The sequence below is a fragment of the Synechococcus sp. N32 genome (assembly GCF_900473895.1).
Taxonomy (GTDB): Bacteria; Cyanobacteriota; Cyanobacteriia; order PCC-6307; family Cyanobiaceae; genus Parasynechococcus.
This window is the reverse complement of sequence record NZ_UCND01000017.1, coordinates 13,520-39,730: the sequence shown is the minus strand read 5'-3', so window position 1 is coordinate 39,730 and position 26,211 is coordinate 13,520. Positions and strand designations below refer to the sequence as shown.

The 26,211-nt window shown below is 59.0% G+C and carries 22 protein-coding genes; 15 read left to right on the top strand and 7 right to left on the bottom strand.

Annotated elements, in window-relative coordinates:
- The first annotated feature begins 52 nt into the window (after window positions 1-52).
- From DXY35_RS12065 to DXY35_RS12050, 4 genes are read left to right on the top strand one after another with little or no spacing between them, the layout of a single operon-like run.
- On the top strand, window positions 53-2,593 hold the full coding sequence (locus tag DXY35_RS12065) for an ATP-dependent Clp protease ATP-binding subunit (RefSeq protein ID WP_115082544.1): 2,541 nt from the start codon (window positions 53-55) through the stop codon (window positions 2,591-2,593).
- Window positions 2,593-3,693 (top strand): iron-containing alcohol dehydrogenase family protein, encoded by a 1,101-nt coding sequence (locus tag DXY35_RS12060; protein ID WP_115082543.1) that lies wholly within the window; start codon window positions 2,593-2,595, stop codon window positions 3,691-3,693. Before DXY35_RS12065 ends, DXY35_RS12060 begins: the two co-directional genes overlap by 1 nt.
- Complete coding sequence (locus tag DXY35_RS12055; RefSeq protein ID WP_115082542.1) at window positions 3,690-4,556, top strand: alpha/beta fold hydrolase; 867 nt, start codon at window positions 3,690-3,692, stop codon at window positions 4,554-4,556. Before DXY35_RS12060 ends, DXY35_RS12055 begins: the two co-directional genes overlap by 4 nt.
- Window positions 4,549-5,169, top strand: a complete 621-nt coding sequence (locus DXY35_RS12050) for a DUF2993 domain-containing protein (protein WP_115082541.1) — start codon at window positions 4,549-4,551, stop codon at window positions 5,167-5,169. The genes DXY35_RS12055 and DXY35_RS12050 overlap by 8 nt, the downstream gene beginning before the upstream one ends.
- Before the next feature lie 6 nt (window positions 5,170-5,175).
- Here the strand turns inward: DXY35_RS12050 and DXY35_RS12045 are convergent, their stop codons facing one another.
- The gene (locus DXY35_RS12045; RefSeq protein WP_115082540.1) at window positions 5,176-6,042 is read right to left on the bottom strand and encodes a phosphatidate cytidylyltransferase; all 867 of its coding nucleotides are present in this window, start codon (window positions 6,040-6,042) and stop codon (window positions 5,176-5,178) included.
- 84 nt (window positions 6,043-6,126) lie between these two features.
- Complete coding sequence (locus tag DXY35_RS12040) at window positions 6,127-7,530, bottom strand: aminotransferase class I/II-fold pyridoxal phosphate-dependent enzyme (protein ID WP_115082539.1); 1,404 nt, start codon at window positions 7,528-7,530, stop codon at window positions 6,127-6,129.
- A 50-nt stretch (window positions 7,531-7,580) separates the two neighbouring features.
- On the opposite strand from DXY35_RS12040, the gene DXY35_RS12035 reads away from it, so the two are divergent.
- From DXY35_RS12035 to DXY35_RS12010, 6 genes are all read left to right on the top strand, one after another.
- Window positions 7,581-9,230 carry an AarF/ABC1/UbiB kinase family protein gene (locus DXY35_RS12035; protein ID WP_115082538.1) on the top strand — a complete coding sequence of 550 codons (1,650 nt, stop codon included), beginning with the start codon at window positions 7,581-7,583 and terminating at the stop codon, window positions 9,228-9,230.
- Window positions 9,231-9,301: 71 nt separating this feature from the next.
- Window positions 9,302-9,721, top strand: a complete 420-nt coding sequence (locus DXY35_RS12030; protein WP_006850033.1) for a hypothetical protein — start codon at window positions 9,302-9,304, stop codon at window positions 9,719-9,721.
- A 121-nt stretch (window positions 9,722-9,842) separates the two neighbouring features.
- Window positions 9,843-10,571 carry a response regulator transcription factor gene (locus DXY35_RS12025; RefSeq protein WP_115082577.1) on the top strand — a complete coding sequence of 243 codons (729 nt, stop codon included), beginning with the start codon at window positions 9,843-9,845 and terminating at the stop codon, window positions 10,569-10,571.
- A gap of 7 nt (window positions 10,572-10,578) precedes the next feature.
- Complete coding sequence (locus tag DXY35_RS12020; RefSeq protein WP_115082537.1) at window positions 10,579-11,745, top strand: cell wall metabolism sensor histidine kinase WalK; 1,167 nt, start codon at window positions 10,579-10,581, stop codon at window positions 11,743-11,745.
- Entirely contained in the window at window positions 11,742-12,494 is a 753-nt protein-coding gene (locus DXY35_RS12015; protein WP_115082536.1) for a pseudouridine synthase, read from the top strand. The genes DXY35_RS12020 and DXY35_RS12015 overlap by 4 nt, the downstream gene beginning before the upstream one ends.
- A complete protein-coding gene (locus tag DXY35_RS12010) occupies window positions 12,470-13,405 on the top strand; it encodes a helix-turn-helix domain-containing protein (protein WP_244273159.1) in 936 nt (311 codons plus the stop codon). Before DXY35_RS12015 ends, DXY35_RS12010 begins: the two co-directional genes overlap by 25 nt.
- Here the strand turns inward: DXY35_RS12010 and malQ are convergent.
- Entirely contained in the window at window positions 13,339-14,907 is a 1,569-nt protein-coding gene (gene malQ, locus DXY35_RS12005; protein WP_115082534.1) for a 4-alpha-glucanotransferase, read from the bottom strand. The two genes, DXY35_RS12010 and malQ, sit on opposite strands and share 67 nt — an antisense overlap.
- Window positions 14,908-14,939: 32 nt before the next feature.
- Window positions 14,940-15,968 carry an NAD(P)-dependent oxidoreductase gene (locus tag DXY35_RS12000; protein WP_115082533.1) on the bottom strand — a complete coding sequence of 343 codons (1,029 nt, stop codon included), beginning with the start codon at window positions 15,966-15,968 and terminating at the stop codon, window positions 14,940-14,942.
- Window positions 15,969-16,047: 79 nt separating this feature from the next.
- On the opposite strand from DXY35_RS12000, the gene DXY35_RS11995 reads away from it, so the two are divergent.
- Window positions 16,048-16,980, top strand: a complete 933-nt coding sequence (locus tag DXY35_RS11995; protein ID WP_115082532.1) for an LCP family protein — start codon at window positions 16,048-16,050, stop codon at window positions 16,978-16,980.
- Here the strand turns inward: DXY35_RS11995 and DXY35_RS11990 are convergent.
- A complete protein-coding gene (locus tag DXY35_RS11990; RefSeq protein WP_115082531.1) occupies window positions 16,977-17,477 on the bottom strand; it encodes a hypothetical protein in 501 nt (166 codons plus the stop codon). The two genes, DXY35_RS11995 and DXY35_RS11990, sit on opposite strands and share 4 nt — an antisense overlap.
- Before the next feature lie 56 nt (window positions 17,478-17,533).
- Between DXY35_RS11990 and DXY35_RS11985 the strand changes: the two genes are divergently transcribed.
- The 4 genes from DXY35_RS11985 (at window position 17,534) to DXY35_RS11970 (ending at window position 20,432) form a co-directional block, all read left to right on the top strand.
- On the top strand, window positions 17,534-18,529 hold the full coding sequence (locus tag DXY35_RS11985; protein WP_114987798.1) for a ribose-phosphate pyrophosphokinase: 996 nt from the start codon (window positions 17,534-17,536) through the stop codon (window positions 18,527-18,529).
- Window positions 18,530-18,676: 147 nt separating this feature from the next.
- Entirely contained in the window at window positions 18,677-19,780 is a 1,104-nt protein-coding gene (locus tag DXY35_RS11980; protein ID WP_371681790.1) for a glycoside hydrolase family 10 protein, read from the top strand.
- Between the two features lie 38 nt (window positions 19,781-19,818).
- Entirely contained in the window at window positions 19,819-20,010 is a 192-nt protein-coding gene (locus tag DXY35_RS13040; RefSeq protein ID WP_115082529.1) for a hypothetical protein, read from the top strand.
- Between the two features lie 188 nt (window positions 20,011-20,198).
- Entirely contained in the window at window positions 20,199-20,432 is a 234-nt protein-coding gene (locus DXY35_RS11970; protein WP_115082528.1) for a hypothetical protein, read from the top strand.
- A gap of 168 nt (window positions 20,433-20,600) precedes the next feature.
- Here DXY35_RS11970 and DXY35_RS11965 read toward each other — a convergent pair whose 3' ends face one another.
- Both DXY35_RS11965 and DXY35_RS11960 read right to left on the bottom strand, forming a co-directional pair.
- The gene (locus DXY35_RS11965) at window positions 20,601-21,377 is read right to left on the bottom strand and encodes a sulfotransferase (protein WP_256359529.1); all 777 of its coding nucleotides are present in this window, start codon (window positions 21,375-21,377) and stop codon (window positions 20,601-20,603) included.
- A gap of 34 nt (window positions 21,378-21,411) precedes the next feature.
- Complete coding sequence (locus DXY35_RS11960; RefSeq protein WP_115082526.1) at window positions 21,412-26,127, bottom strand: glycosyltransferase; 4,716 nt, start codon at window positions 26,125-26,127, stop codon at window positions 21,412-21,414.
- Window positions 26,128-26,211 lie beyond the last annotated feature (84 nt).

The window sequence follows — 26,211 nt, the reverse complement described above, 5'->3', positions numbered from 1 at the left end:
CAGCAGTCCCTCAACCCTGATAGCTTGGTCACATCACTGCATTGGCCCAGCGATGTTTGAACGCTTCACCGAGAAGGCCATCAAGGTGATCATGCTTGCCCAGGAAGAGGCCCGCAGACTTGGTCACAACTTCGTTGGTACCGAACAGATCCTCCTCGGTCTGATTGGCGAGGGAACGGGGGTTGCCGCCAAGGTGCTCAAGTCCATGGGGGTCAACCTCAAGGATGCCCGGGTTGAAGTTGAGAAAATCATCGGCCGTGGATCCGGCTTTGTCGCTGTTGAGATCCCCTTCACTCCCCGCGCCAAGCGCGTCCTGGAGCTTTCTTTGGAAGAAGCCCGCCAGCTCGGCCACAACTACATCGGCACCGAGCACCTGCTGCTCGGTCTGATCCGAGAGGGCGAAGGTGTAGCTGCCCGTGTGCTGGAGAACCTTGGCGTCGATCTGGCCAAGGTACGCACCCAGGTGATCCGCATGCTCGGTGAAACCGCTGAAGTCTCCGCCGGTGGCGGTGGCGGCGGTGCCAAGGGATCCACGAAAACCCCCACGCTCGACGAGTTCGGCAACAACCTCACCCAGCTCGCCACCGAAGCCAAGCTCGACCCGGTGGTGGGTCGTCACAACGAAATCGATCGCGTCATCCAGATCCTGGGTCGTCGCACCAAGAACAATCCCGTTCTGATCGGCGAGCCCGGTGTCGGTAAGACCGCCATCGCTGAAGGTCTGGCCCAGCGCATCCAGCAAGGCGACATCCCCGACATCCTTGAAGACAAGCGTGTCCTGACTCTGGACATCGGTTTGTTGGTGGCCGGTACCAAGTACCGAGGTGAGTTTGAGGAACGCCTCAAGAAGATCATGGAGGAGATCAAGGCGGCCGGAAACGTGATCCTCGTGATCGACGAGGTGCACACCCTGATCGGTGCCGGCGCTGCTGAAGGGGCGATCGACGCCGCCAACATCCTCAAGCCGGCCCTCGCCCGCGGTGAGCTCCAGTGCATCGGTGCCACCACCCTTGATGAGTACCGCAAGCACATCGAACGGGACGCTGCCCTGGAGCGCCGTTTCCAGCCGGTGAATGTGGGCGAGCCGTCCATCGATGACACCATCGAAATCCTGCGTGGCCTGCGCGAGCGTTACGAGCAGCACCACCGCCTCAAGATCACCGACGACGCCCTTGTGGCAGCTGCAACCCTCGGAGATCGCTACATCTCAGATCGCTTCCTGCCCGACAAGGCCATCGACCTGATCGATGAAGCCGGTTCCCGCGTGCGTCTGCTCAATTCGAAGCTGCCCCCCGCGGCCAAGGAAGTGGACAAGGAACTGCGTTCCGTCCAGAAGGAAAAGGAAGATGCCGTCCGCGATCAGGACTTCACCAAGGCCGGTGAACTGCGCGAGAAGGAAGTGGAACTGCGGGAGCAGATCCGTTCTCTGCTTCAGGCCAACAAGGACGAGGTCAAGGCTGACGCAACCTCCGAATCCGGTGAAACAGCTGCAACTGAAGCGCCTGCTTCGGACAGCTCACCGATGGTGAACGAGGAGGACATCGCCCAGATCGTCGCCTCCTGGACCGGTGTTCCGGTGCAGAAGCTCACCGAGAGCGAGTCGGTGAAGCTGCTCAACATGGAGGAAACCCTCCACAAGCGTCTGATCGGTCAGGACGAAGCCGTCAAGGCGGTGTCCAAGGCCATCCGCCGTGCTCGGGTCGGTTTGAAGAACCCCAACCGCCCGATCGCCAGCTTCATTTTCTCCGGCCCCACCGGTGTGGGTAAAACCGAGCTCACAAAAGCTCTGGCCACCTACTTCTTCGGCAGCGAAGAGGCGATGATCCGCCTCGACATGTCGGAATTCATGGAGCGCCACACGGTCAGCAAGCTGATCGGCTCGCCTCCGGGCTATGTGGGCTTCAACGAAGGCGGTCAGCTTACCGAGGCGGTGCGTCGCCGGCCTTACACCGTGGTGCTCTTCGACGAAATCGAAAAGGCGCACCCCGATGTGTTCAACCTGCTGCTGCAGCTTCTGGAAGATGGCCGTCTGACCGATTCCAAGGGCCGCACGGTCGACTTCAAGAACACCCTGATCATCATGACCTCGAACATTGGTTCGAAGGTGATCGAGAAGGGTGGCGGCGGCCTCGGCTTCGAGTTCTCCGGTGAAAGCGCTGAGGAGTCTCAGTACACCAGGATCCGTTCCCTGGTGAATGAGGAGCTCAAGCAGTACTTCCGGCCTGAATTCCTCAACCGTCTCGACGAAATCATCGTCTTCCGTCAGCTCAACCGCGACGAGGTCAAGGAGATCGCCGAGATCATGCTCAAGGAGGTCTTTGGCCGCATGGGCGAGAAAGGCATCACCCTCACCGTGTCCGATGCCTTCAAGGAGCGCCTTGTGGAGGAGGGCTACAACCCTGCCTATGGCGCACGTCCGCTGCGTCGCGCTGTCATGCGTCTTCTCGAAGATTCCCTCGCCGAAGAGGTGCTGTCGGGTCGGATCAAGGACGGCGACCACGCCGAAGTTGATGTCGATGAGAACAAGAAGGTGGTGGTCCGTCACAAAGGTCAGGTGGACACGGCACCGCAACTCGCCGGTGCCAGCGTCTGATGGTTCGATCCATCTCGTCCCACTCCATTGCTCCCGCCAGCGTCTTGCGGGGGGATGGAGCTTGGGATGAGGCCTTGCCACAGATCAAATCTCTCTGCTCACGTCCGCTGGTGCTGGGTCGCAGTGCTTCCACTGCTGATCAGCGACAGAGTTTGGTGTCGGATCTCCTGGCCCAGGGGCTCCAACCTCTTCAGGGGCAGCTTCAGTTCGACTGCTGTGAGCAGGATCTTCAGAGGCTGGCTGCGGAAGCCCAGGGCTGTGATGCCGTTCTGGCCGCCGGGGGCGGAAAAGTGCTGGACGCCGGCAAGTTGCTGGCCCATCGCCTTTCCCTGCCCTGCATCACCGTTCCACTGAGCGCCTCCACCTGCGCCGGTTGGACGGCTCTCTCCAACATCTATTCCCCTCAGGGTGCTTTCGAAGGGGATGTGGCCCTTGATCGGTGCCCCGATCTTCTTGTCTTCGATCACGGTCTGGTGCGCCAGGCCCCACCCCGCACGTTGGCCAGTGGTGTCGCTGATGCCCTGGCCAAGTGGTACGAAGCCTCGGTGAGCAGCGGCGACAGCAGTGATGGTCTGGTGCAGCAGGCCGTGCAGATGGCACGGGTGCTGCGGGATCAATTGCTGATCGACAGCCTTACGGCGCTGGAGGATTCAGACAGTGAATCCTGGGTGCGCACCGCCGAAGCCTGTGCTCTCACTGCTGGCGTGATGGGGGGACTGGGCGGTGCCCGTTGCCGCACTGTCGCGGCTCACGCCGTTCACAACGGCCTCACCCAGCTGGAGGCATGTCACCACGTTCTGCACGGCGAGAAGGTGGGCTTCGGAATTCTTGTGCAGCTTCGCCTGGAGGAACGTCTGGGTGGCAACCGGCTTGCAGGCCAGGCCCACCGCCAGCTGTTGCCGTTGCTGCGGCAGCTTGGTCTGCCCGTCAGCCTGGATGATCTGGGTCTGGCGCAGGCCAGCCTCAGTGAGTTGCAGGAGGTGTGTCGCTTCGCCTGCCGCGAGGGTTCCGATCTGCATCATTTGCCCTTCGCTGTGACGCCTGGTGCTTTGCTGGAGGCCCTTGTGGGCACTGCCGAACTCAGCCCCAGCAGCCTTTGAAGACGCTTCTGGATCAATTGCGGCCGGCTCTGCTTGACCCGCAGGCCGAGTCCCTGGCCGCTGAGGTGCAGTGGTGGACGTTGCCAGGTCTGGGTGTGGATGATTCGTTCCCGGTGGCGGTGCTTGGCCAGGGCGCTCCGTTGTTGCTGCTGCATGGTTTCGACAGCAGTTTTCTCGAATACCGGCGCCTGGCTCCCCTCCTGGCCGATCGCTTTCAGCTGTTCATCCCCGACCTGTTTGGTTTTGGTTTTTCGCCGCGTCCCCGGGGCCTGACCTACGGGCCAGAGGCTGTGTTGCGGCATCTCGATGCCCTGCTGGAGCGGCTCCCCACAGACGCTCCCTTGAGCCTGATCGGGGCCTCCATGGGAGGGTCAGTAGCCGTGGAGCTGGCCCGGCGTCATCCCGAGCGTGTGGCTTCTCTGCTGCTGCTGGCTCCTGCCGGTCTCACGGGGCGTCCGATGCCCGTTCCGCCCCTGTTGGATCGTTTTGGTGCCTGGTTCCTGGGGCGTCCTGGTGTGCGGCGGGGGCTGTGTCGCCAGGCTTTCGCTGATCCCGATGCGGATGTGGGTGCTCCGGAAGAGCAAATCGCCTCGTTGCACCTGCAATGCCCCGGCTGGGCGGAGGCCTTGGCGGCCTTCGCACGCAGTGGTGGTTTCGCCGGATGTGGGGATCCCCTGCCCTCCCAATCACTGCACGTGATCTGGGGTGACAACGATCGGATTCTGCGTGCTCCGCAGAAGCAGGCTCTTCAGGCTTTGCTGGATCAGCCGGTGGAGACCTTCCCCTCCTGCGGCCATCTTCCCCATATCGATCAGCCCCGCAAGGTGGCTGAGCGGTGTCAGGCGCTGTTGAACCATGGCTGATCCTGTTCTCAATGTGCTGGCAGGGGCCCTGCGCCTGTGGATTCGCAGCCAATGCGACAGCATCAGCAGCCTCGAACTGGCCCTGAATGGCTCCAGCTGGTCGTTGCTGCGGGGGCGTCTGGATGGTGTGACCCTCACGGCGAGGGATGCCTGTTTCCAGGGGCTGCCCTTGCAGCATGTTGAGTTGCGCAGCGGTCCGATTGCGGTGGACATGAAGCTGCTCAGTCCCGGTCAGATGCTGGCCCTGAAGCAGCCGTTCCAGGTGGCAGGCGAGGTGAGTTTCAACGGCCGTCAGCTCAACAGCGCGTTGCTGGCCGAACCCTGGCGCTGGCTCGGGGACTGGATGGCTGAACAGCTGATGGGGCTCAGCCCGTTGGGGGCGCTGCGCATTGACGTGGATCTGCTCGAGTTGCAGGTGCCCGTCGCGGCCCATCAAGACCCTGTTCGCCGTCGCTTCCGCCTAAATGCGGAGCAGGGAACACTGTGCTTCCGTCCGGAGACCGCTGATGAGCCGAGCACCTTGCTGCCGATGGACCCCGCCATTCGAATCGAGCAGGTGCAGCTGGCGGCAGGCCAGCTGGCCCTCAAAGGTCAGGCCAGCGTCACCCCATAGCGCTGCTTATGGGGCCAACAGTGGTTGGCATAAAGCGATCGCGTAAAAGACCACCGCTGGGGTGAACAGATAGCTGTCGATCCGGTCCAGGATCCCGCCATGGCCGGGCAGCACATCACCGGAGTCCTTCACGCCTGCATCGCGTTTCATCATCGATTCCGTCAGGTCTCCCACCAGGGCGAACAGAGCGATCAGCGCCCCCAGCAGCAGGCCCGGCAGGCCATGCAGCGCCCAGCCCATCAGCTGGCCGCAGATCAGGCCGATCAGCATGGCCGAGATAAATCCCCCGATCGCCCCCTCGATGGTTTTCCCTGGGGAGATCGGTGAGAGGGGCCGTCGCCCGTAACGCCGTCCCACGGCCCAGGAGCCGATGTCGGTGGCCACGATCATCAGGCAGGCCGACAGGGTGATCTCCAGACCGTTGTCCAAACCGCGCAGACTCAGCCAGTGGCTGGGCAAAAACCCCAGGTAGAACAGCCCGAAGATCGATGCCGCAATGTCTGCGATGGACCCCGTCACCGGTTGCAGCAGCAGCCAACCGCAGATGGCGGCTCCAGAGAGCGGCAGAACAGCGTGGGCCACATCAGCCGGCAGCCCGCCCTGGATCGCCCACTGGGTGGTGAAGAGCAGCAGTTGGCAGGCCACCAGGGTGGTTTTGGTGGCGGGGCGAATTCCCTTGAATTGCGCCATCCGGAAGAACTCCAGCAGGCCAAGGTGCACCATTCCCCCCAGCGCGGCGGTGAACCACCAGCCCCCCAGGCTCACAACAAGCAGGCCAAAGCCCCCCACACCGAGGCCACTGATCAACCGTTTGCGCAGGGCTGCTCGGGCCGCTGGTGCTTGGCTCTGATCGAGGACAACCTCACGGATCACGCTGATTGGAGGCGTCCTGGATTCACACTATCAATCGCTGTTGGCTGTGATCTTGAGGATTGAGGCCACCTTTGCTGTCCCAGCTCAGCCCCCACTCACCACAGTCAGTGCGTCTGGGATCTGGCCTCCCCAGAACAGTTGCTGGCGTTCAAGCCAGCGCTGCCGCTGGCTATCGAGGCGTTCGCCGGGAATCAGCAGGGGGATGCCCGGTGGGTAAGGGCACAGCAATTCAGCCGCGATGCACCCCTCCGCATCCTTCAACGCCACCTGTTGATGCTCCGCCGTCCAGGCCTGGGTCGGTGACTGGGCTGGGGAGGTGACCAGCGGAAGCGGTGGGGCTTCGAAGGCTGGCAAGGGAGTGCGATCGGGGAAGCTCTGCAGCAGGTTCTGCCAGTGGTGTCGCATCTGCCGTCCCAGCCCTCGGTGGCGTGCCAGCCCCAGGCAGAGGGTGAGGCTGGCTGGCTCCGGCAATTCGCCCACCAAACCGCGGGGCAGGAACCAATCGTCGGCATCCAGGCCGGTGATGCCCGCCTGCCCCGTGTGCAGGATCAGGCGCAGCGGATCCTGGTTGCTCAGCAGAGGCACGCCGCTGTGGCGCAGGCCATTGGCGAGGGCTTCAGCCTCCTGCAGCCGCTGCAGCAACTGACGGCGTCCCTTGGGCCGCTGCCAGTGTTGAAGGGCTTCTTCGCAGGAGGCCAGCAGCAGCGCACTGGGACTGGTGGTTTGCAGCAGGCCCAGGCTGCGTTCCACGCGCACGGGATCCAGACGCTCCCCCTGCAGCCAGAGCACCGCTGTTTGCGCCAGTGCTGCAGCCGACTTCTGCAGGGAATGCACCACCAGATCAGCGCCGCAGTGCAGAGCGCTGGGGGGGAGGGGATGGTCCACCCCAGCGGCGAAATGACAGCCGTGGGCTTCATCCACCAGCACGCAACAGCCCTGTTGCTGCAGCCGCTGAATTACTGCCGTTGGGTCATTGGCATAGCCCTGGTAGGTGGGATGCACCAGAACTGCAGCACGGATGGGGGCTCCATCGCGGGGTAGGGCCTGAAGCACCCGTTCGATCCAGTCCGAATCCGCCGGTGCCGGCTGGCCCCGGTCGCTTTGAAAGGGGAGATCGAACAGCACCGGCCGCAGGTCTCCAAGAACGCAGGCCTGAATCAGGCTGCGATGCACGTTGCGGGGCAGCAGCACCCGCTCTCCGGGCCGGACCATGGCCAGCAGTGCGGCCTGCAGCAACCCCGTGGCCCCGTTCACCCCGTACCAGCAGCGCGCCACCCCCATCGCTGCCGCGGCGGAGCGTTGGCTGTCGGCGATGGCGCCGTCCGCCTCCAGCGGACCGCCAAGGGCTGGTAGTTCCGGCAGGTCCCAGACGCCGGCGCGGCGTCGCAGCAATTGACGCAGTCCATCCGGAAGGGCAGCCCCCCGTCCGTGGGCCGGCAGAAACAGGGGCTGACCAAGGCGACGGGTGAGCTGGGGCAGAAGCGCCATCAAATCCCCCTGATCTCCTTAAAGTCTCTCTCTGTACTCAGCGCGATGCGATGCGTTACGACCCCGGGCGGGATCTCGGCTGGCTGCTGCTGCGTCCCTGGGTCGCCATTCCCCGCCTTGTTCAGGTGCTGTGGTCCCTGGCGGGGTTGGTGCTGGTGCTGCTGCTGCGTGGAGGCAGCAATGACCCCGCCGTTCAGCAGGGGCTGGCGCGTCGCATTCTCAACACCCTGACGGGTCTGGGGCCCTGCTTCATCAAGTTGGGACAGGCCCTCTCCACCCGACCTGATCTGGTGCGTCGGGACTGGCTGGAGGAACTGACACGCCTGCAGGACGATCTGCCGGCCTTTCCCCATGCCACCGCCCTGGCTTGCATCCGCGAGGAACTCGGTGCGCCGGCAGAGGAATTGTTTGAGGAGTTTCCCGACACGACGATCGCCGCCGCCAGCCTGGGCCAGGTGTACAAGGCTCGTCTGCAGGGCCAGCATTGGGTTGCGGTGAAGGTGCAGCGGCCCAATCTCACCTTCATCCTGCGGCGGGATCTGGTGTTGATCCGGGCTTTGGGGGTGATGACGGCGCCGCTGCTGCCGCTCAACCTCGGTTTCGGGCTGGGCGGAATCATTGATGAGTTCGGCCGCAGCCTGTTCGAGGAGATCGATTACGGCCTGGAAGCGGCCAATGCCGAGCGGTTTTCGGCGCTTTTCGCAGATAACGATGCGGTCTATATCCCGAAGGTGGAGCGGATGCTCAGCTCCACCCGGGTGCTGACCACCACCTGGATCGATGGCGCCAAGATGCGCGACAGCGAGGAGCTGCGTTCCCAGCGTCTTGACCCAACGGCGTTGATCCGCACCGGCGTGATCTGCGGCCTGCAGCAACTCCTGGAGTTCGGCTATTTCCATGCCGACCCCCACCCCGGCAACCTCTTCGCCCTGCCGGGTCGCACCGGCGATCTCGGCCATGTGGGGTACGTCGATTTCGGGATGATGGATTCCATCAGCGACAGCGACCGGCTCACCCTCACCGGTGCTGTGGTGCACCTGATCAACCGTGACTTCTCCGGGTTGGCCAAGGACTTCCAATCCCTCGGGTTTCTCAGCCCCACCGCCGATCTCACGCCGATCATTCCTGCCCTTGAAGAGGTGCTGGGCGGCAGCCTCGGCGACTCGGTTGGATCGTTCAACTTCAAGGCGATCACCGACCGTTTCTCGGAGCTGATGTTCGATTACCCCTTCCGGGTTCCGGCGCGCTTCGCCTTGATCATCCGGGCCGTCGTCAGTCAGGAAGGCCTTGCCTTGCGGCTGGATCCGAACTTCCGAATCATTGCTGTGGCCTATCCGTACGTGGCCCGTCGACTGTTGGCGGGTGACACCAGCGAAATGCGCGAGAAGCTGCTGGAGGTGATCTTTGATGAATCAGGCCGCCTGCGCCTGGATCGGCTCGAAAGCTTGCTGGATGTGGTGGGTCAGGACGCTCCCGCTCCTGGGAAGGAATTGATCCCTGTGGCTGGGGCAGGTCTGCGGCTGCTGCTCAGCCGAGATGGTGCCGACCTGCGCAAACGTCTGCTGATGACGCTGATTCGTGACGATCGTCTGCACACCGACGACGTGCGTGCCCTGGTCGGCCTGCTGGGTCGCACCTTCGGCCCAGGGCGTCTGGCCGGCGGCCTGTTGCAGCGCCTCAACCCGTTGGCGGCAGCGTGATGCTGAGATCACGATTCCAGCGAGATTGTGGAACTCACCGCTAAGGTCTCAGCTCTTTGAGATCGGCGTCGATGCCTGAGGAGATCAGCGCCCAGGAGCTTGAGCAGCTGCTCCAGATGATGACCCTGCCCCAGCCCCCCTACCTGCTGGCGGGCATCGGTCTGTTGATGGGTGTGCTCTGCGGCCTCACCTTCGGCCGTCAGGTGCAGAACAAACTGGATGGCTGGAAGCAGGACAGACTCCCTCTGATGCCCCTGGGGACTGCCGAGATCAACCTCAGCTATGCCGGCACCCTCATCGGGGTCACCCTGTTCATCGGTTGCTGCCTTCAGATCTTCGGGTTTGCCTCTGGCGCTGCCCTGCTGGTGGCCCTGCTGCTCTCGCTGCTGACCGGTGGTGCCTTGTTCTCTCAGCTGGAGCGCCTGATGCAGCAGGTGGAAGCGGGCAAGTTCAAAGCGGTTGATTTCGACAACTTCGACGAATTCTTCTAAGCCTTTTCTTCTGAACCTTGTTTCGCCGGGCCTGTTTCTCTGGGATCTGGGCCCTTAAGCGAAGCCGCTGTTCTGCTTTGTCGGGTTTCGTCCTCGGTCAGAATGGATGCGCTCCCGCCTCATGGACGTGACAACCCTGTCTGCGGCTGTCTCCACCCGTCGTCTCCTCGTGGTGGAAGACGACGACAGCATCCGGGAAACAGTCGGAGAGGCCCTGTGCACGGAAGGTTTTGAGGTGCAAACCTGCGCCGATGGCGCCTCAGCCCTCAATCTGATCACCGCTGAAACTTCAGATCCGGTGGATCTGATCGTGCTCGATCTGATGCTCCCCGGCTTGGGCGGGCTTGACCTTTGCCGCGAGCTCCGTCGCATCAACAACACCACCCCGATCCTGGTGATCAGCGCCCGAGACAGTGAGACCGATCGGGTGCTGGGGTTTGAGGTGGGCGCCGACGATTACCTGGTCAAACCCTTTGGGCTGCGCGAACTGGTGGCCCGCTGCAGGGCCTTACTGCGGCGGTCAAGTCAATCGGAGACGTCGCCCTCCCAACAGCATTCCTTCACTCACGCCAACCTGTGCCTGTATCCCAGTGAATGCAGGGTCACCCGGGATGGAACGGACCTCACACTCTCTCCCAAGGAATACAAGATCCTCGAGTTGTTCATCCAGAACCCCAAGCGCGTCTGGAGTCGCGATCAGCTGCTGGAGAAAATCTGGGGTGTCGACTTCATCGGTGACACCAAAACCGTGGATGTTCACATCCGCTGGCTGCGGGAAAAGGTTGAGCAGGAGCCCTCATCGCCTCAGTTGATCCGTACGGTTCGCGGCTTCGGGTATCGCTTCGGCTGAGGGTGCTGTGGTGATCTCCGCCGCACTCGGCTTTGCAGCTGGCATTGGGATCACGCTTCTGCTGCAGCGTCGACGCCGCGTTCTGGCGTCGAAGCGAACGTCGAAGCGAACGTCGAAGCGAACGTCGAAGCGAACGTCCAAGGATCGCTCCATCGTCTTGAACGCTCCCCAGCTGCTGGCCTGGATTGATGCGGCCACCCAGGGCTGGATGATCCTGGCCCCAGACCACTCCATCGCCTACATCAACGACCGGGCCGAACGCCTTCTTCATATCCCCTCCAATCGCCTGGTTCGTGGCATGAAGCTCCGGGATGTCCTCGACATTCCTGTCTTGGAGGAGTTGATCTTCAGCAGCCGCTATCAGCTGCGTTCCCAGCGTTGTGAATGGGATCAACAGGGGACCCCGCTGGAGGCGGTTGTTCTGCCGGGCAGTGACGAATGCTGCCTGGTGCTGATCCAGAGCCGTCAGTCCCTCGAAGCCCAGCAACAGCAGCAGGAACGCTGGGTGAGTGATGTGGCCCATGAGCTCAAGACCCCCCTCACCGCCCTGATGCTGGTGAGCGATCGGCTGGAACTGGCCGTCAAGGAAGACGACACGGCTCTGGTGCAACGGCTGCAGAAGGAACTCCGGCGTCTTCAGCTGCTGGTGGAAGACCTGCTGGAGCTGTCGCGGTTGGAAAACAGCCTGCCGCAGGACGACAGCGAGCATGTGCCCCTCACCCTGGAGGATCTGGTGGACAGCGCCTGGGGATCCATTGGCCCGATCGCGGAGGAACGGCGGGTGTCGCTGCAGCTGGACCGCAGCGAATCCGGCCCCCTGCGTGGTGATCAGCGCCGGTTGCACCGTGCGGTGCTCAACCTTCTCGACAATGCCCTGCGCTACTCCCCTGATGAGAGCAGCATTGACGTGTCCGTCCGCCAGAGCGGCGGCTGGTGGTTGCTCAGCATTCGTGACCATGGCCCTGGCTTGAGTGAGGCCGATCTCACGCGCATGTTTCAACGCTTCTATCGGGGGGATCCCTCCCGCACCCGCTCCAACCGCAGCGGCAGTGGCCTGGGACTGGCGATCGTGCAGCAGATCGCCGTTAACCATGGCGGCCGCATCGAAGCTCGCAACCATCCCGCCGGTGGAGCCTGCATGGATCTGCTCCTGCCCCGGGAAACCCTGCAATGACGCGCCAGCGCCTGCAGAAACTGATCGCTGCTGCGGGCCTCTGCTCCAGGCGCCGGGCTGAGGAATGGCTGCAGGCCGGCCGCGTGACGGTGGATGGACAGGTCGCCCGCGTTGGCGACCAGGCCGATCCGCAGCAGCAGACGATTCATGTGGATGGTCAGCCGTTGCCGTCCCGTGGTGTGGCGCGGGTTCTGCTGATCAACAAGCCGGTGGGGGTGATCTGCAGCTGCGATGACCCGCAGGGTCGCCGCACGGTGCTGGACCTGCTTCCCCCACAGCATCGGGCTGGTCTTCACCCCGTTGGCCGTCTGGATGCCGACAGCCATGGTGCGCTTCTGCTCACTGATCTGGGTGAGCTCACCTTGAAGCTCACCCACCCGCGTTACAGCCACGCCAAGACCTACCGGGTGTGGGTGAAGGGTGTGCCGCCGGAGCCGGTCCTCGATCGCTGGCGTCGGGGTCTTCCTCTGGATGGTCGCTTGACCCGCCCCGCTCGGGTGCGCCGGTTGCGGGCCTGGGGTGACCGCTCGCTTCTGGAGATTGAGCTGCGGGAAGGGCGCAACCGACAGATCCGCCGGATGGCGGAAGCCCTGGGCCATCCGGTGCTGGACCTGCAGCGCACGGCTATTGCCGGGTTGCCGCTCGGTGATCTGGCCGAGGGGTGCTGGATCTGGTTGAGCGAGCGAGAATGGAAGCCCTTGCTCGAGCGGGCTGACCCGATGGAGTGGCCCAACAGCCCATGCGACTGAAGCGTCCAGGACTTTGGTGGCGACGTCCGCGCAAGGGTTCCAGCCCTGATGCCGGCACGGTTGAGGCCCAGGAGCAGCAGCGTCAGGATCTGGGGCTGCTGCTGCGGCGTCGCCGCGAGGAGCTGGGCCTCTCGCTGCGTGATCTGGCCAATGAGACCCGGATCACCACCCCCGTGATCGAGGCCCTGGAGCGGGGCTGGCGTGATCGCCTGCCCGAGCGGGCCTACCTCGCCTCGATGCTTCCTCAGATCGAGCGTCGCCTGGCCCTGCCCGGGGGATGCCTCGACCCCCTGCTTCCCCCGCCGGTGTTGCTCCGCCGCGGACCCGCCAAAGCGGGCCTGGGTCGCTTCACCCTGGGCAACATCGATGTGTTCACCACCTGGCAGGGAACGGTCGTTTATGCGGCGGTGATCGCCTTCAGCCTGCTGGCCATCAATCGTCAACAACAGGACCTGGCCCTGCGCAACAGCCTCAGCCTCGAGCCAGTGCGTGCTGATGTGGAGGCGATCAGCCGAGGCCCGAACCCGGTGGGTTCAGACGAAGGCATCGCAGCCCTGCGCCCCCTGGAACAGGTTCAGAAACGCACGCCTCAGCAGTGGCTTGATCTGGTGCGGGATGCCCTGCCGCAGTCCCAGGGGGTGCTGGAGGTTGTTGTGGCTGAGCCAAGAGAGCTGCAGCTCTCCAGCGGTGGGGGAGATCGGGTTCAATTCGCAACGAGCGCCGGCACGCTCACCCTGCAGTTGATGGCCCCGATCGAGGTGCGCCTGGACCCTCCGGCTGGTGCTGGGGATCAGGTGCTCTGGAATGGAGAGCCTCTGCCCGTGGATCAAGAGCGGCCGGGGATCTACCGGGTCAACAAATTGCCGGCTCCGGAGAGCGATCTCCCCCAGACCGCTCCCCTGCTCCCGTAGCCGCCCAGGGCATTCCCCAGCGCGGCATCAAAGCTGCCCAGCCTCCAGTTCCAGTTGCCTTCGCAGGTGCCGGGGGTGTTGAACCTGGCCCGGTCATCGAGGTGCATCAGGTCCTGCAATGGGGCGATCACCAGGCCTGCGGTTGTGGCAAAGGCCATGTCGAGCAGATGCCAGGCCGGAGCACTGATCTCACCATTCACCCGCGTGGCGATGCGGCCCCGGCTGTCGGCATCCAACGCGTTCCACCAGCCCAGCGTTGTGGGGTTGTCGTGGGTGCCGGTGTAGACGACCCAGCGATGCCCATCGGTGTTTTCCGGCAGATACGGGTTGTCGGATGCGCCGTCGAATGCGAACTGCAGCACTTTCATGCCCGGCAACCGGAAGGCATCGCGGAGTTGTTCCACATCCGGTGTGATCACGCCGAGATCCTCGGCAATCAAGGGGAGAGAGCCACCGGCATCCCTGCGCAGCTTGCGCAGCAGGGCGTGACCCGGCGAGGGCTGCCACTGTCCGTTCTCTGCGGTGCTGTCTCCTCCGGGGACGGCCCAGAAGGCCGCAAGGGCCCGGAAGTGATCCAGGCGCAGCAGATCCACCATCTCCCGCTGGCGCGCAATTCTTTGCCGCCACCAGCGGAAGCGCGTGATTCGATGCTGTCCCCAGCGGTACACCGGTGAGCCCCATAGCTGTCCTGTTGCCGAGAAGTAATCGGGCGGAACACCGCTCTGGGTGGTGAGCTGGCCGTTCTCCTTGACGGTGAAGAGCGAACGGTTGCTCCAGACATCGGCGCTGTCACTGCTCACATAGAAGGGCAGATCGCCAAACAGCTGGATGCCCAGGTTGGTCGCCTGGCGGCGGATCGCCTGCCACTGCCGGTCGAGCTGCCATTGGATCAGCTGTTCCCGCAGCAACGCGTCATGGTGTTGCTGCGCCCAGGCCTTGAGGGCTTTGTTGTCATGCCGGGCCAGGGGCAGCGGCCACTCCCACCAAGCGGTGTTGTGTTGATCGTGCAGAACCTGGAAACGGACATGGTCCTGCAGCCAGCTGCGCTGTCGTTGCGCCCAGCGCTCGAAGGCGGCATGTCGCGATGGATCCTGCTCAGGCCAGGCGGCAAGCAGGGCATCCCCCAGGGCAGTGGCCCGTTGCTGGGCCAGGCTGAAGTCCACACGCTCTGCACCCTCCTGCGGTGCATCAGCCCCTGGAGCGGCCGTGAGTGCTTCTTCGCCGATGAACCCCTCGTTGGCCAGGTCCTGGCCGTCGAGGAACCAGGGGTTCAGGGCATTGCAGGAGGGAGAGCTGTAGGGCGAGCCGGTGGGATCCGGGGGTGCCAGGGGCAGCATCTGCCAGACGCCGATGCCATGGTCGGCCAGCAGCTGGAGCCAACGGCGGCAGGGCTCACCAAAGCTGCCGCAGACGGGGCTGCCCGGCAGGGCGGTGGGATGCAGCAGCACCCCGGTGCTGCGCCCCCTTCCGGCCTTGGCCGGGTCAACGGTGGATTGATCCATGGGGGGGCCTTGGTCACCCAAGGATGGCGGCTTCAGAACAGCGCCGCATCCCCCAGGTCCTGCCCGGCCATGCCCTCCCGGGCCACGCGCTCAAAGAACTGCTCCAGCGTGTCGGTTCCATAGGACGGCGTGGCATCCGCGTCGTAGCACTGCTTCTGCTCATCCCAGACGAGCATCGATTCGCTGGCGTAGTAGCGGCCGATCCGACCAAATTCCGCCGTGTCGTTGATGCCTGGGAACACTCGAGCCAGGGCGTCCAGCACGGCGATCGGTGCATCCATCAGGGCAATCGGCACCGACAGCATCCTTTCGGGCTTGTTCAGAGCGCGGAAGAGCATCTCTCCCTGCTCCCGGGCGCTCAGCGCCGGACCCGGCCCCCCAATGGGCAGTACCTGGTTGCGTTTGGACGCGTCATGGATGCAATCCGCCATGAAGCGGGCTAGATCTGCTTCGCTGATCGGCTTGCAGCTGGCCAGGGTTCCGCCTCCGAACATCACGTAGGGGCCGCCTTTGCGGCAGCTTTCCACCTGTCCGCCCAGGCTTTTGAAAAAGGCGGTGGGGCGAACGATGGAGTGGCTCATCTCCTCATCTGCCTGCAACACGGCTTCGAAGGCCAGCTTCGCCTTCTGAAATTCCAGCAGCGGCTTCTGCACACAGATGGCCGAGAGCAGCACGTAGTGGGCCACCCCGGCCGCCCGGCCCTGCTCATAGGTGTTGAGGGTGGCTGCGTGGTCAATCGCCCAGGAATCCTTGCGGCCGCCTGTTCGGGATGCCAGGCAACTCACCACCACATCCGTCGGTTGATCGAAGGCCTCGGCGGCGATTGAGGCTGGATCGGTGACATCCCCGAAGCGCACCTCAGCACCCGGGAAATCGGCGATCACCTCGTCCCTGCTCTGACGACCACCGATGCCGCTGCGCTCGCGGGCGAAGGCGATCACCTGGTAGCCCCGTTCCACCAGTTCCTTCACCACAAAGCGGCCGATGTAGCCCGTGGCTCCGAACACCACCACGCGCACCTGTTCGGGTGGTCGGCTGCGGTAGTCGTGGCGGAGGGACATCGATGACGGCTTCACGGGGCCCAGGCTAGGAACTGGAGATCTGGGCGAAACTAAGCGCCATTGCGGTTCGTCCAGCGAAATGAACTGGTTGTCGCCACCCCGAGTTCGCGGTGCGCTGTGTGTCGGTGCTGCCGTGCTGGGGATTGGTGTGACTGGGTGGTTGATGGCGACCCTCTGGCCAAAACCCGATCGCGTTGCCGCGGGCGCTGCGCTGAGTGCGGATCAACCTGAAACTCTGGCCCCCTTCCCGGAGGTCCCGGTGACGGTGTTGGTGATCGGTGTTGATGCGGATCGGCTGGGTGCCGCCTCCAATCAGGCCGCGCCCAAGGGCCCCCCCAATGCCGATGCACTGCTGTTGCTTCGCATTGCGGCCCAGGAGCCGCTTCAGGTGCTCCAGATCCCCACGGAGCTCGGAGTTCAGCTCCCTGGCGAAGGGAATCCGGGCCCCTTGGCTCAGTTGTGGCGTCGGGGTGGCGTCAGTCTTCTCAGCGATGCCATCCGCGACATTGTTGGTCTTCAGCAGGGTGATCCCAATCGTTATGTGGTGATGCCCCGTGCGGCCCTACGCCGCCTGGTGGATGGTCTGGGCGAGGTGGAGGTGGTGTTGAGCGACTCCTATAAACGCCAGGACAAGACGCAGGACTACACCGTCATGCTCCAGGCCGGACGACAGCGTCTCAACGGTGCCCAGGCGGAACAGCTGGTGCGCCATCTGCCCGATCCCAAGGCTGTCTCCCAGCGTCGCCAGCGCCAAAACATCCTTGTTGAGGGTCTGATCGAACAGGTCAAGGCCCCCAGTGGAATCGAAGTGATCCCTGGTTTGGTGAACCAACTGAACACTGAGGTGGAGACCAACCTCAGTCGTTCGGAGCAGCTGAGCCTGGCCGCGGCGATCATCGCCAGCCCTGAACCCGCACGCATCAGCCGGCTGCCCTTGGCCGAGCGGGCCGGTGAGCAGACCTTGCGCCAGATCGACGCCGGCGCCAGCCTTCCCCTCTGGCCCCAGCGTTAAGCGGGGCTGCGGAGTTGCAGCCTCCGGGCGAGGGCGTCGACGCATTCGGTCTGTTCTGGATGCTGTTCATCGGGAATCCAGCCCAGCCAGCTGAGGCCGTCCCGGCGTCGCGCTGGGCCATTCCAGGGGCCCTGGAGCTGCACCAGGCCGAGCAGCGGCACCTGAAGTTCCCGGCAGAGGGCGGCGTAGGCCGCGGCTGCGCCAGAGATTGAACCGTCCTGTTCAGCAGTGGTCAGCAGCAGCACCGGCTGACGCCAGTCGGCCAGGGCCTGCAGCCAGCTGGCATCACCCTGCGGGGTCGGCCGGGCTGCGTCGCCGCTGAGCCGCACCAGCCCTGTTGCCGCCGGGTTGGTCTGCAGAACCTCAGCCGGTGATGCACCACTGGCCACCGTGGTGAGAGGGCATCGGCAAGCCCGTGCCAGGGCTTCGCAGGCCTGACGCATTTTGAGTTCAGGCAGGGGGCCCGCACCCACCAACAGTGGGAAACCTGTGGACATGGGGGCACTGCTCACCTCTACCATCGGATTACAGCAGAATTCGTTCCGCGGGCGCCGTGACAAGTTTCCTGACAGCAGCCCGTTCCGAACAGGAGCAGATGACCCCGGACAGTCGCCGTCTGCGCCTGTTCAGCGGCACCTCGAACTCTGCTCTGGCCAAGGAGATTTCCGCCTATCTCGGGGTGCCTGATGGTCCCCGCGTCTGCAAGCGTTTTGCCGACGGTGAGCTCTATGTGCAGATCCAGGAGTCGATCCGTGGCTGCGACGTGTTCTTGATCCAGCCCACCTGCGCACCGGTGAACGATCACCTGATGGAGCTGCTGATCATGGTGGATGCCTGCAGACGGGCCTCCGCACGCCAGATCACTGCGGTGGTGCCTTACTACGGCTACGCCCGAGCCGACCGCAAGACCGCTGGTCGTGAATCAATCACCGCCAAGCTCACGGCCAACCTGCTGGTGACGTCGGGCGTTGACCGCGTGCTGGCAATGGACCTGCACTCCGCCCAGATTCAGGGCTATTTCGATATCCCTTGCGATCACATCTACGGCTCTCCCGTGCTGGTGGATTACCTCTCCACCCAGGATCTGGGGGATGTGGTGGTGGTGTCTCCTGACGTTGGGGGCGTGGCGCGGGCCCGGGCCTTCGCCAAGCAGATGAACGATGCCCCGCTGGCGATCATCGATAAGCGCCGCACCGGCCACAACATGGCCGAAAGCCTCACGGTGATTGGTGATGTGGCGGGGCGGACAGCGATCCTGATCGACGACATGATTGACACCGGCGGCACGATCTGCGCCGGTGCACGCTTGTTGCGGGAGCAAGGGGCCAAGCGGGTGCTGGCCTGCGCCACCCACGCCGTCTTCTCTCCCCCCGCCAGCGAACGCCTGTCCGTTGAGGGCCTGTTTGAGCAGGTGGTGGTGACCAACAGCATCCCGATCCCGCAGGACCGGGTCTTCCCTCAGCTGAAGGTGCTCTCCGTGGCCAACATGCTTGGGGAAGCGATCTGGCGCATCCATGAAGAGAGCTCTGTGAGCTCAATGTTCCGCTGATCGTTGGCCGCGGGCCCATGGACTGTTAAATGAGCGGGCTTGGTTCGGCTTGATCACGGTTGATCCGCGCCATCCTTGAGGCCCGGTGCTTCAACGGCGTTGGCTCAGCGGTGGAAGCCTCTGTTTGGTGTTGCTGTGGTCAGCCTGATGGCGGGGCTTCCCGCACCTCTGATGGCTGAGTCCCGATTGGACCGGTTGCTCCGAAACCGCAGCACGATGGGGGTGTGGCTGACCAACAGCCCCAGCCAGCTCTATTACGACCGGACGCGCATCAGCGTTGCAATGCAACAGCTGCAGGATGCGGGCTTCAATCGCGTGGTGCCCAATGTCTGGAGCCGTGGCACCACGTTTCATCGCAGCCGCTTCGCTCCAGTGGAGCCGCCGCTGCAAAAGGCTGGGGTCAGTCTTGATCCCATCTGCACCCTGGCGGCGGAGGGTCGGCGCCGTGGCATCAAGGTGATGCCCTGGTTTGAGTACGGCCTGATGGAGCCGGCCGATTCATCCGTTGTGCGCAACAACCCCAGCTGGGTGTTGGCCAAAGCCAATGGCCAGCGTTGGATGGCAATGCATGGCAACCACCGGATGGCTTGGCTCAATCCTGCCCATCAGGAGGTTCGTGCACGCTTCATCGGCTTGGTGGTGGAAACCCTGAAGCGCTGTCCGATGGATGGCCTGCAACTGGACGACCACTTCGCCTGGCCGGTTCAGTTCGGTTATGACCCCACCACCGTGGCGTTGTATCGGCAGGAGACGGGACTGGTCCCTCCTCGGGATCACAGCAATCGGCAGTGGATGAAATGGCGCCGCAATCAACTCACCTCGCTGCTGCGTGAATTGCGGCAGCGTCTCAAGCAGGAGCGCCTCTCCACCCGGATCAGCTTGTCTCCAGGCCCCTTCCGTTCGGCCTACAACCTCTGGCTGCAGGACTGGGAGCTCTGGGCTATGGGCGGGCTGATTGAAGAGTTGGTGGTGCAGAACTATGCCTATTCGGTTCGAGGATTCGCCAAAGACCTGGATCAGCCGGCGCTGCGCAAAGCCCGCAGCTGGGGCATCCCTTCGCAGATTGGCGTGTTGGCGGGATTCGGCAAACGCACCACTTCGATGGCCGTTCTGGAACAAAAAGTCCGCCTGGCCCGTCAACGTGGTCATGGCGTGATCTTCTTTTACTGGGAAGGCTTATGGGGCAAACATGTGGCGGAGCGGTATCGAGATCCTCGCCGCGCAGCATTCACCAGGCTTGGATCTGATTGACCAGCAGACCTGGCTCGACACGATCGTTATTCACTTGCATGAAACAGTTCACCGAAACCAGTTCCGACCCCTATGACCGTCACCATTACCGCGTCTGGTTGCGCGATGGATCGTTCAAAGATGTCGAGACCTATGATGAAGCGCAACGCGTTTGGTATTCCAATAAGACGAGGCCAACAACAATTGAGGTGATGCAACCGAAGGGGCGAAAATGTGCCAAAGGCTTTTAGATGGTTTGTTCAATATGTTGGTCATTGATAGGCTTATGATTTATTCAGACAGACGCATTTATCTCTCTTGCGCGAAAGAGTCGCCTTGAGGCGATAGTCTTGCTAAAATATCGAATCATTCAAAATAAAGTTTCGAGGAATAAGCTCTTCAATGATTAACAGGCTGCAAAGTTTCGAGGTTTTGAGCCATGAATCAGTTTGAGCTCAACCAGATTCGTTCCAAGCTGCGGCGTCTTGACCTCGATGATCAGTTCATCGAGCGGTACATCGATAAGTTGATCCGGAACAAAGAACCGTTTGTAACCGCATCGAAGGCCATTGATCGCTGGGAGAAGAAAGACTCAGGCCAATTTGTGCTTCAAGCACTCGCCTGTGGCTTGATTGCTGCCCTGGCTGGTGGTTGGTTTGCCGTTGTTCAGTAGCGGGGTGAAGGGAGCCATGAGCGATGCAAGCTTGATTGCCCTATTCAGCGTGGGGATGACCTCAACGCTGACTGTGTTGTTCCTGGCCTTCAGGCGCACCTTCCGACTGGAGCAGGAACGTATGTTGATGAAAAAAATGAAATATCGATTAAATCGATTTTTATTGAATCAAAAATCGTAAAACCACCGATCAAATTCAGAAAAATCCTCCGTAATTCTGGATTGGATGTGTTCAGGGAGAGCACTCATGAATTGCATGCATGAGTTGACGCTAATCGAAGAGCCCGATGTATTTCCAAATCTCTTGTTGCGAAGATCTAGATACTCGCAGTTGAAATCAAGATTAGCAAAATCAAACATTGATGCCACGGTTGCTTTGGCGTTGAAGCAAACATCCTCAAGTCGAATGACGATGCAGCGATCACTGTTCCAGGCATATTTATAACCTTCATATGCAGATCGCATGTAAAGAAGTTTTGGAATTTTCCAGTTTTCATACCAAAGGTCTATTTCTTCTAATTTTTTACCTGACCTTTTGAAATCTGAAAGCGCGAGGGAGCGCGGATCTTTAATCAGCACAATCGCTGGAAGATCTAATCGCAACTGTACTGTTTTCAGCTGTGTGACGTAGCGAGGTGTCTTGTCAAAGACAAATTTGGGATGTTTGGCTTGAACAATCTTTGATCGTTCGAACAGTCGTTGATAAAATAGTTCATAGCTTGGTGCCTCGCAAGCATAAGTAAGATCGCTTTCTTCGATACCCCAACCCACTGCCATGTGGTTACGAAAAGGTGTAAAGCCCAGAAACTCTTGAGGGTTTTTACAGAGAAGAACACCACATTCAAAACCCGATTCGACCTCGGGATGCTCCCTGAACAGGTCCGACGCCATTGTTGTGCCACTATGTTCGAGTCCGCAGATGAGGAAAGATAATTCGGGTTGCATTGTTGTTTTGGGGTGATTCAGGAAATTTATGTTGTTAAGCATTATGGTTTAAATGTTGAGGACATTCTATTAACGCCTGACTGAGATCTTCGACACTGTTCGGACGAATGACTTTTCCGTGCGGAGAGTTGCAGTGGAGCAGAGGTTCAGCCAGGGCCCCAGAATCACTGGCGATCACCCAAAGACCTGCACTCAGTGCTTCCCTTGTCACCAAGCCGAAGCTCTCTGGCCAGATGGATGGAGCAACAAGAACGTCTTGGCTTGCATAAAACAGATCCATTTTATCCATTGGAATGGGAGCAATGAAATGCACCTTGTATCCGTTCCAATTTGCATTGTATTCGTCGCCTTTTGAACTTAGCCGATGATCGACAACTGTAAATTCAAGGTTAAGACCTGATTGCATTGATTTCACTGCTTGTCTCAATAGTTGATAACCTTTGTGCATGCTCATTCCACCAATATGGCAGATCTGAATGGGCATATTGCTTGTTCGTTTTTTCCTCTTCGATCCTCGACTGGTGCTCATTGATTGGAATTTGTTTTCCTTGACTTCCACATCTTGAATTCCTGCTGCTGAGCACACATTCTTGAATGCTGCAGAGACTGCTATGCGTCGCTCAGCTGCTTCAAGAATGCTGTAAAGATCTTCACGACGGGCTAATGCATCAGATTTGTCTTCTTCACTGGGCTCTTCATCAAAATGACCCAGGGGATCTGAAGGATCAATGACGCGTCCAGCTTGTGAGACGAGGAATTGTTCATCGCTCATCCACCAAGCATCATGCATGATGATTTCGTAGGGAATGCCATGCTGTCGTGCAGCAATCAATGGTGAAGCTGTCAGAACCTGGACACAGTGGCACTGAATCAGATCAAACTTTTCATCTTTGAAAAACTGTTTGCAGAACTCTTCGACATCATTGTCTTTATGAATTGCCCACGGTTTTGATGGGAGATTCAGCCGAACCACTTTGGCACCTTTCCAATTGCTGTAGTCAATGCTGATCGATTCGCGGTACTTGTACTTTTGTTCTCCTTGATCTTTTAAAGACGTCTCAAGTTCGATCAATTCCTCAGCTGTTGTACCACTCAAGGAATAGGTCTTATTTGTTTCATCTATTGCACCATTCTGCTCCAAATCAGTTTGTTCTTTTAATTTCTTTTTCTTCTTTCCAATGTCAGTTTGCCAGTGATCATATTCTGTACAAAGCACAGTCACGTCATAGTCAGTCGTCTCATCCAGGAGCAACTCTTCAACATAGTCTTGTGCCACGCGTGTTGCTCCTCCGATGCTTTGAGGCGCAAAAAACACGTTGATAACTAAAACTTTCTTCTTTGGCTTGCTTGTTGATATTTTTTGCTCAGCCTGGATGAGGTTTGTCCAGATTTGTTCGCCTATTCTCCTATTGAATTGCTGTGTAGTTGATTGATAGGCATTTCTGGCGAGTGTTTGTCTTAGCTCAGGATCTCTGATCAAGGTATCCAGGCTGATTCTCCACTCATCAATGTTTTCGGCGATCATCACATCTCTTCCGTTCGATGTGACATCTGTATAGGCTTTGACAGGTGAGCAGATGCAGGTGGCTCCACACAGGCTTGCTTCCATCCACTTGATGGCACTCTTTCCATCGGTTGTTGGATGAACTTCCAGTGGTACCAATGCAATGGATGCCTGGCTCAACAGGTTGAGGTAATCTGCGTAGCTTGTGAAGGGTACCGATTGGATTCGCTTCTCGTATTTGGAGAATGTGCTTGGTAGTTCGATATGGCCAATAACGACTAATTCAACCTTATGGTATTTTTCTAGTACTTCAAGAAGGCATGGATAAATTGACTCTTTGAGAATCTGCTTGTGAGAAAGTGTTCCTGAAGTTAGCGCTATCTTCAGGATATCATCATCTTTTGTCCATCCTTGCTCCTTGCCTATTGAAGCGGCGACTGTTTCCAGTTCAGGTAAAGGGAGATTAGGAATAACATGAACAGGCTTTCCTGGATCATCCAAGATATTTCTGCAGGTTTCTGCGAGTACTGCAGTTGAAACAATTACCTCGTCAGCTGCATTAAGAATCCCTAGTCTGAGTGGATAGTCAACACATAAATTCTTGTATTGCTCTAGTGGAATCGATCCTCCATAAGATTCAAATTCTGCAGGATAATCAGAAGTGAAAATCAGATCATCTATTTCAGCGTAAGTTTTTTTGCCACATTGTTTTGCGAATGATACCGCCCGAAGGCACGGATACATGGCGGGTAATCTGCAGAAGATGATTGCATCAGCCCAAAGAACGTCGTGGGTGAAAGACCAGGAGCGCAGCTCCTCTTGATCAATGCAGCGCACTTCACATCCAAGTTTTTCAAGATATGTCTTCTTTTGCTCAACACGGTACATCCAGCATTGTGCCAGATTTTCTTCTCCAACAATGAGCCATCTTTTCAGAGGTTTCTGACTTTCGCAGTTGTTTTGGCTTGTATTTTCGTCACTGGAAAAATTCCAGATCAGATGTGCAAGATCTTTCTTGATCCCGATCATCTCCTGATGTAGTTGAACCACGCTGGCGCGGGAGAAGCCCAGTTTCAGCATTTTTGAAACGAGCATCTGTGCCGAATTGCTTGTCATCTGGGCAAGCCTTTCCACCCAGTGGCGTGGTTTTGATTCTCTGGGGTGATGGTTAAGATGATCTCCCAGTTTTTCACTCAGCTTGTCCGCAATATGTCGGTGAATTGCTGGAGAGAAAGTTGCGAAGTCGATTGCAGATGTATAGTAATAAAGGTCTTTATTATTTTGCGATGGACCAATGTTGTGTGCGTAATGAGTCAATAAGTAATTGAATCTGTCGCCAATCTGATGAGCCAACTTGCCGAAAGATTCGTGATAGTCGTTTTCGTTCTGAATTTTGAGGATTGACCTTAAGTACAGTGACAGGCGTGGAACAACGTAGACGTCTTGGAGAATCGTGGCGAGAATGTCAATTAATTTTTGGTGTTCATTGCCAAGCTTTTTGTTGTCTTTTTGTAGAAAGATTGTCGATATCAATATGTCAAAAAGAGGGCGGACGTGTTCGTCAAAAAGTGCCTTCTCCCATTTCTGCAGGCCTGTATAACAGCTTTCTTTAATCTTTGTAGTCAGCTCGTTGAGGTTTTGTCCCTGCCATTCGATTGACCCGTGAGCTGGCTTTTGGTTGATGTTGTCCTGATCCAGCTGTTGAATGATCTGGATACAGGCAAAGAAGACAAGTTCCAATCGGCATGATGCTTCCTGGGTAACCCCGTAGTTCAGATTCGGGTTGCTTTCTGTGAGGCTGATGAGGTCCCCAACTGGAATGTCGCGCCATAAGTTTGTCAGGCATTGTGTTGCGCTAAAAGCGAGTATTTGTTCCCGGATGATTTGTAGGTATCTTGTATTTCTTGTCGTCTTGAGATACTGATAGATCTGCTCTTTGCGTTCAGAAGATAGTTCGTCTGAATAAGCTAACCCAAGAGTATGTTTTGCAGCCTCGATGTCCAGTGGCCAAGGCTTGTCTCCGATGGATTGCCCGCTTTTGCTCTCGATCACTTTCAGGCTGATGGGCTGATCGAGTGTTTGATCGAGAGGCAGTTCGCGTAACAGCGTGAGATCAATCCCAAATCCACGCCCGCTTTTGATGCCAGCCGCTTCCAGGTCGGGTCGTTGAAGTGTCGCGGCTGATTCTCCAACGATTCGATCTTGCTCTTCCCATATCACGGAAAGTTTTGATGGTTCTTCGCCAAAATCTGATGCATCCACCCAGCCACGCAGGACTGAACTGTCTTCAAATCCGTCGATATGACCCCGAAGATGCTTTTTGGGTGGAATGTCTTCATCATTGCTTGTGCTCTTAACAGGTTTGTGTTGTTGATTTAAGACTTTTTTTGTTTCCCTGATTGGTTGCTTTTCAATAGAGGGACGGGGAGAGGATAATGTATTGCGTAGCCTCTCGATTTGTTTCTTGGTTCTTGTTTTGATGATCTCCTTGATTGAAGGTTCTGACTTGTAGGTAACACTGCCTTGAACGATCTGATGTAATATTACTAAATTACTGCCAACGACCCCTGCTTTTCTGCAATCCTCAAGGTTAATCGTCCCGAGAAGATATTGGATTGGTTTTTGAAGAAAATGTTCTGATTCGCTTGGAAGGGCATGAGGGGTGATCTGGTATTGAAGCCTCTTTTTCTGCCAGATCAATGTCCCCTTATTGCAATTTATGAAGCCCTGTTTAGCGAGATAACTGTCAATAGATTTCTTCCATATCAACGCTAGTGGGTGGAGGCTGAGATCCACTGACAAGCAATTCTTTAGTATTTTCTCCGATCGTTTCAGGGTGAGTTCAGGGTCTCCCTGGGCGATGACCAAATGAAAGCCGTGGTCCTGGAAATTGCTCTTGTTTAAAATATCGCTCAGCTTCCTGTTGACGACCTCGCGCGAGCCAATCTGTTCAATATTTAAGGCCGGATTGCACCATTGGATCAAATCCAGTTTAACGATGCCATTCAAGCTTGGCTGATTAAAGCTATGCCATGTTTTCGTTGTGCCAGGTTTGCCAATTGTGTTTTGCCATATGACAAGCCTAGGGGATTCTTTTCTTCCGCCTAACCTTTCCTGAATTAATGGCTTGACCCAATCCTCTTGGTCACCAGTTATTAATATGTAGGGCTTTCCTTCTTCATCTTTGGGGCATAGGGCTGCTGGTCCAATATAAACGAATGCCTCATGTCTATTCTGTTGCGACATCGTGTAATGCCATTTCTAGTCTCCTGTGAAGATAGCATGCGAATTTTTTTGGTTTCTAACTGAATCCGTTTTTTCTTGTATTTA

Excerpts from the sequence above, each read along its gene's own strand:
- DXY35_RS12065 (WP_115082544.1), top strand. The coding sequence starts at position 53 with ATGTTTGAACGCTTCACCGAGAAGGCCATCAAGGTGATCATGCTTGCC.
- DXY35_RS12060 (WP_115082543.1), top strand. The coding sequence starts at position 2,593 with ATGGTTCGATCCATCTCGTCCCACTCCATTGCTCCCGCCAGCGTCTTG.
- DXY35_RS12050 (WP_115082541.1), top strand. The coding sequence starts at position 4,549 with ATGGCTGATCCTGTTCTCAATGTGCTGGCAGGGGCCCTGCGCCTGTGG.
- DXY35_RS12040 (WP_115082539.1), bottom strand. The coding sequence starts at position 7,530 with ATGGCGCTTCTGCCCCAGCTCACCCGTCGCCTTGGTCAGCCCCTGTTT.
- DXY35_RS12035 (WP_115082538.1), top strand. The coding sequence starts at position 7,581 with ATGCGTTACGACCCCGGGCGGGATCTCGGCTGGCTGCTGCTGCGTCCC.
- DXY35_RS12030 (WP_006850033.1), top strand. The coding sequence starts at position 9,302 with ATGCCTGAGGAGATCAGCGCCCAGGAGCTTGAGCAGCTGCTCCAGATG.
- DXY35_RS12025 (WP_115082577.1), top strand. The coding sequence starts at position 9,843 with ATGGACGTGACAACCCTGTCTGCGGCTGTCTCCACCCGTCGTCTCCTC.
- DXY35_RS12015 (WP_115082536.1), top strand. The coding sequence starts at position 11,742 with ATGACGCGCCAGCGCCTGCAGAAACTGATCGCTGCTGCGGGCCTCTGC.
- malQ (WP_115082534.1), bottom strand. The coding sequence starts at position 14,907 with ATGGATCAATCCACCGTTGACCCGGCCAAGGCCGGAAGGGGGCGCAGC.
- DXY35_RS12000 (WP_115082533.1), bottom strand. The coding sequence starts at position 15,968 with ATGTCCCTCCGCCACGACTACCGCAGCCGACCACCCGAACAGGTGCGC.
- DXY35_RS11995 (WP_115082532.1), top strand. The coding sequence starts at position 16,048 with ATGAACTGGTTGTCGCCACCCCGAGTTCGCGGTGCGCTGTGTGTCGGT.
- DXY35_RS11990 (WP_115082531.1), bottom strand. The coding sequence starts at position 17,477 with ATGTCCACAGGTTTCCCACTGTTGGTGGGTGCGGGCCCCCTGCCTGAA.
- DXY35_RS11980 (WP_371681790.1), top strand. The coding sequence starts at position 18,677 with ATGGCGGGGCTTCCCGCACCTCTGATGGCTGAGTCCCGATTGGACCGG.
- DXY35_RS13040 (WP_115082529.1), top strand. The coding sequence starts at position 19,819 with ATGAAACAGTTCACCGAAACCAGTTCCGACCCCTATGACCGTCACCAT.
- DXY35_RS11970 (WP_115082528.1), top strand. The coding sequence starts at position 20,199 with ATGAATCAGTTTGAGCTCAACCAGATTCGTTCCAAGCTGCGGCGTCTT.
- DXY35_RS11965 (WP_256359529.1), bottom strand. The coding sequence starts at position 21,377 with ATGCAACCCGAATTATCTTTCCTCATCTGCGGACTCGAACATAGTGGC.
- DXY35_RS11960 (WP_115082526.1), bottom strand. The coding sequence starts at position 26,127 with ATGTCGCAACAGAATAGACATGAGGCATTCGTTTATATTGGACCAGCA.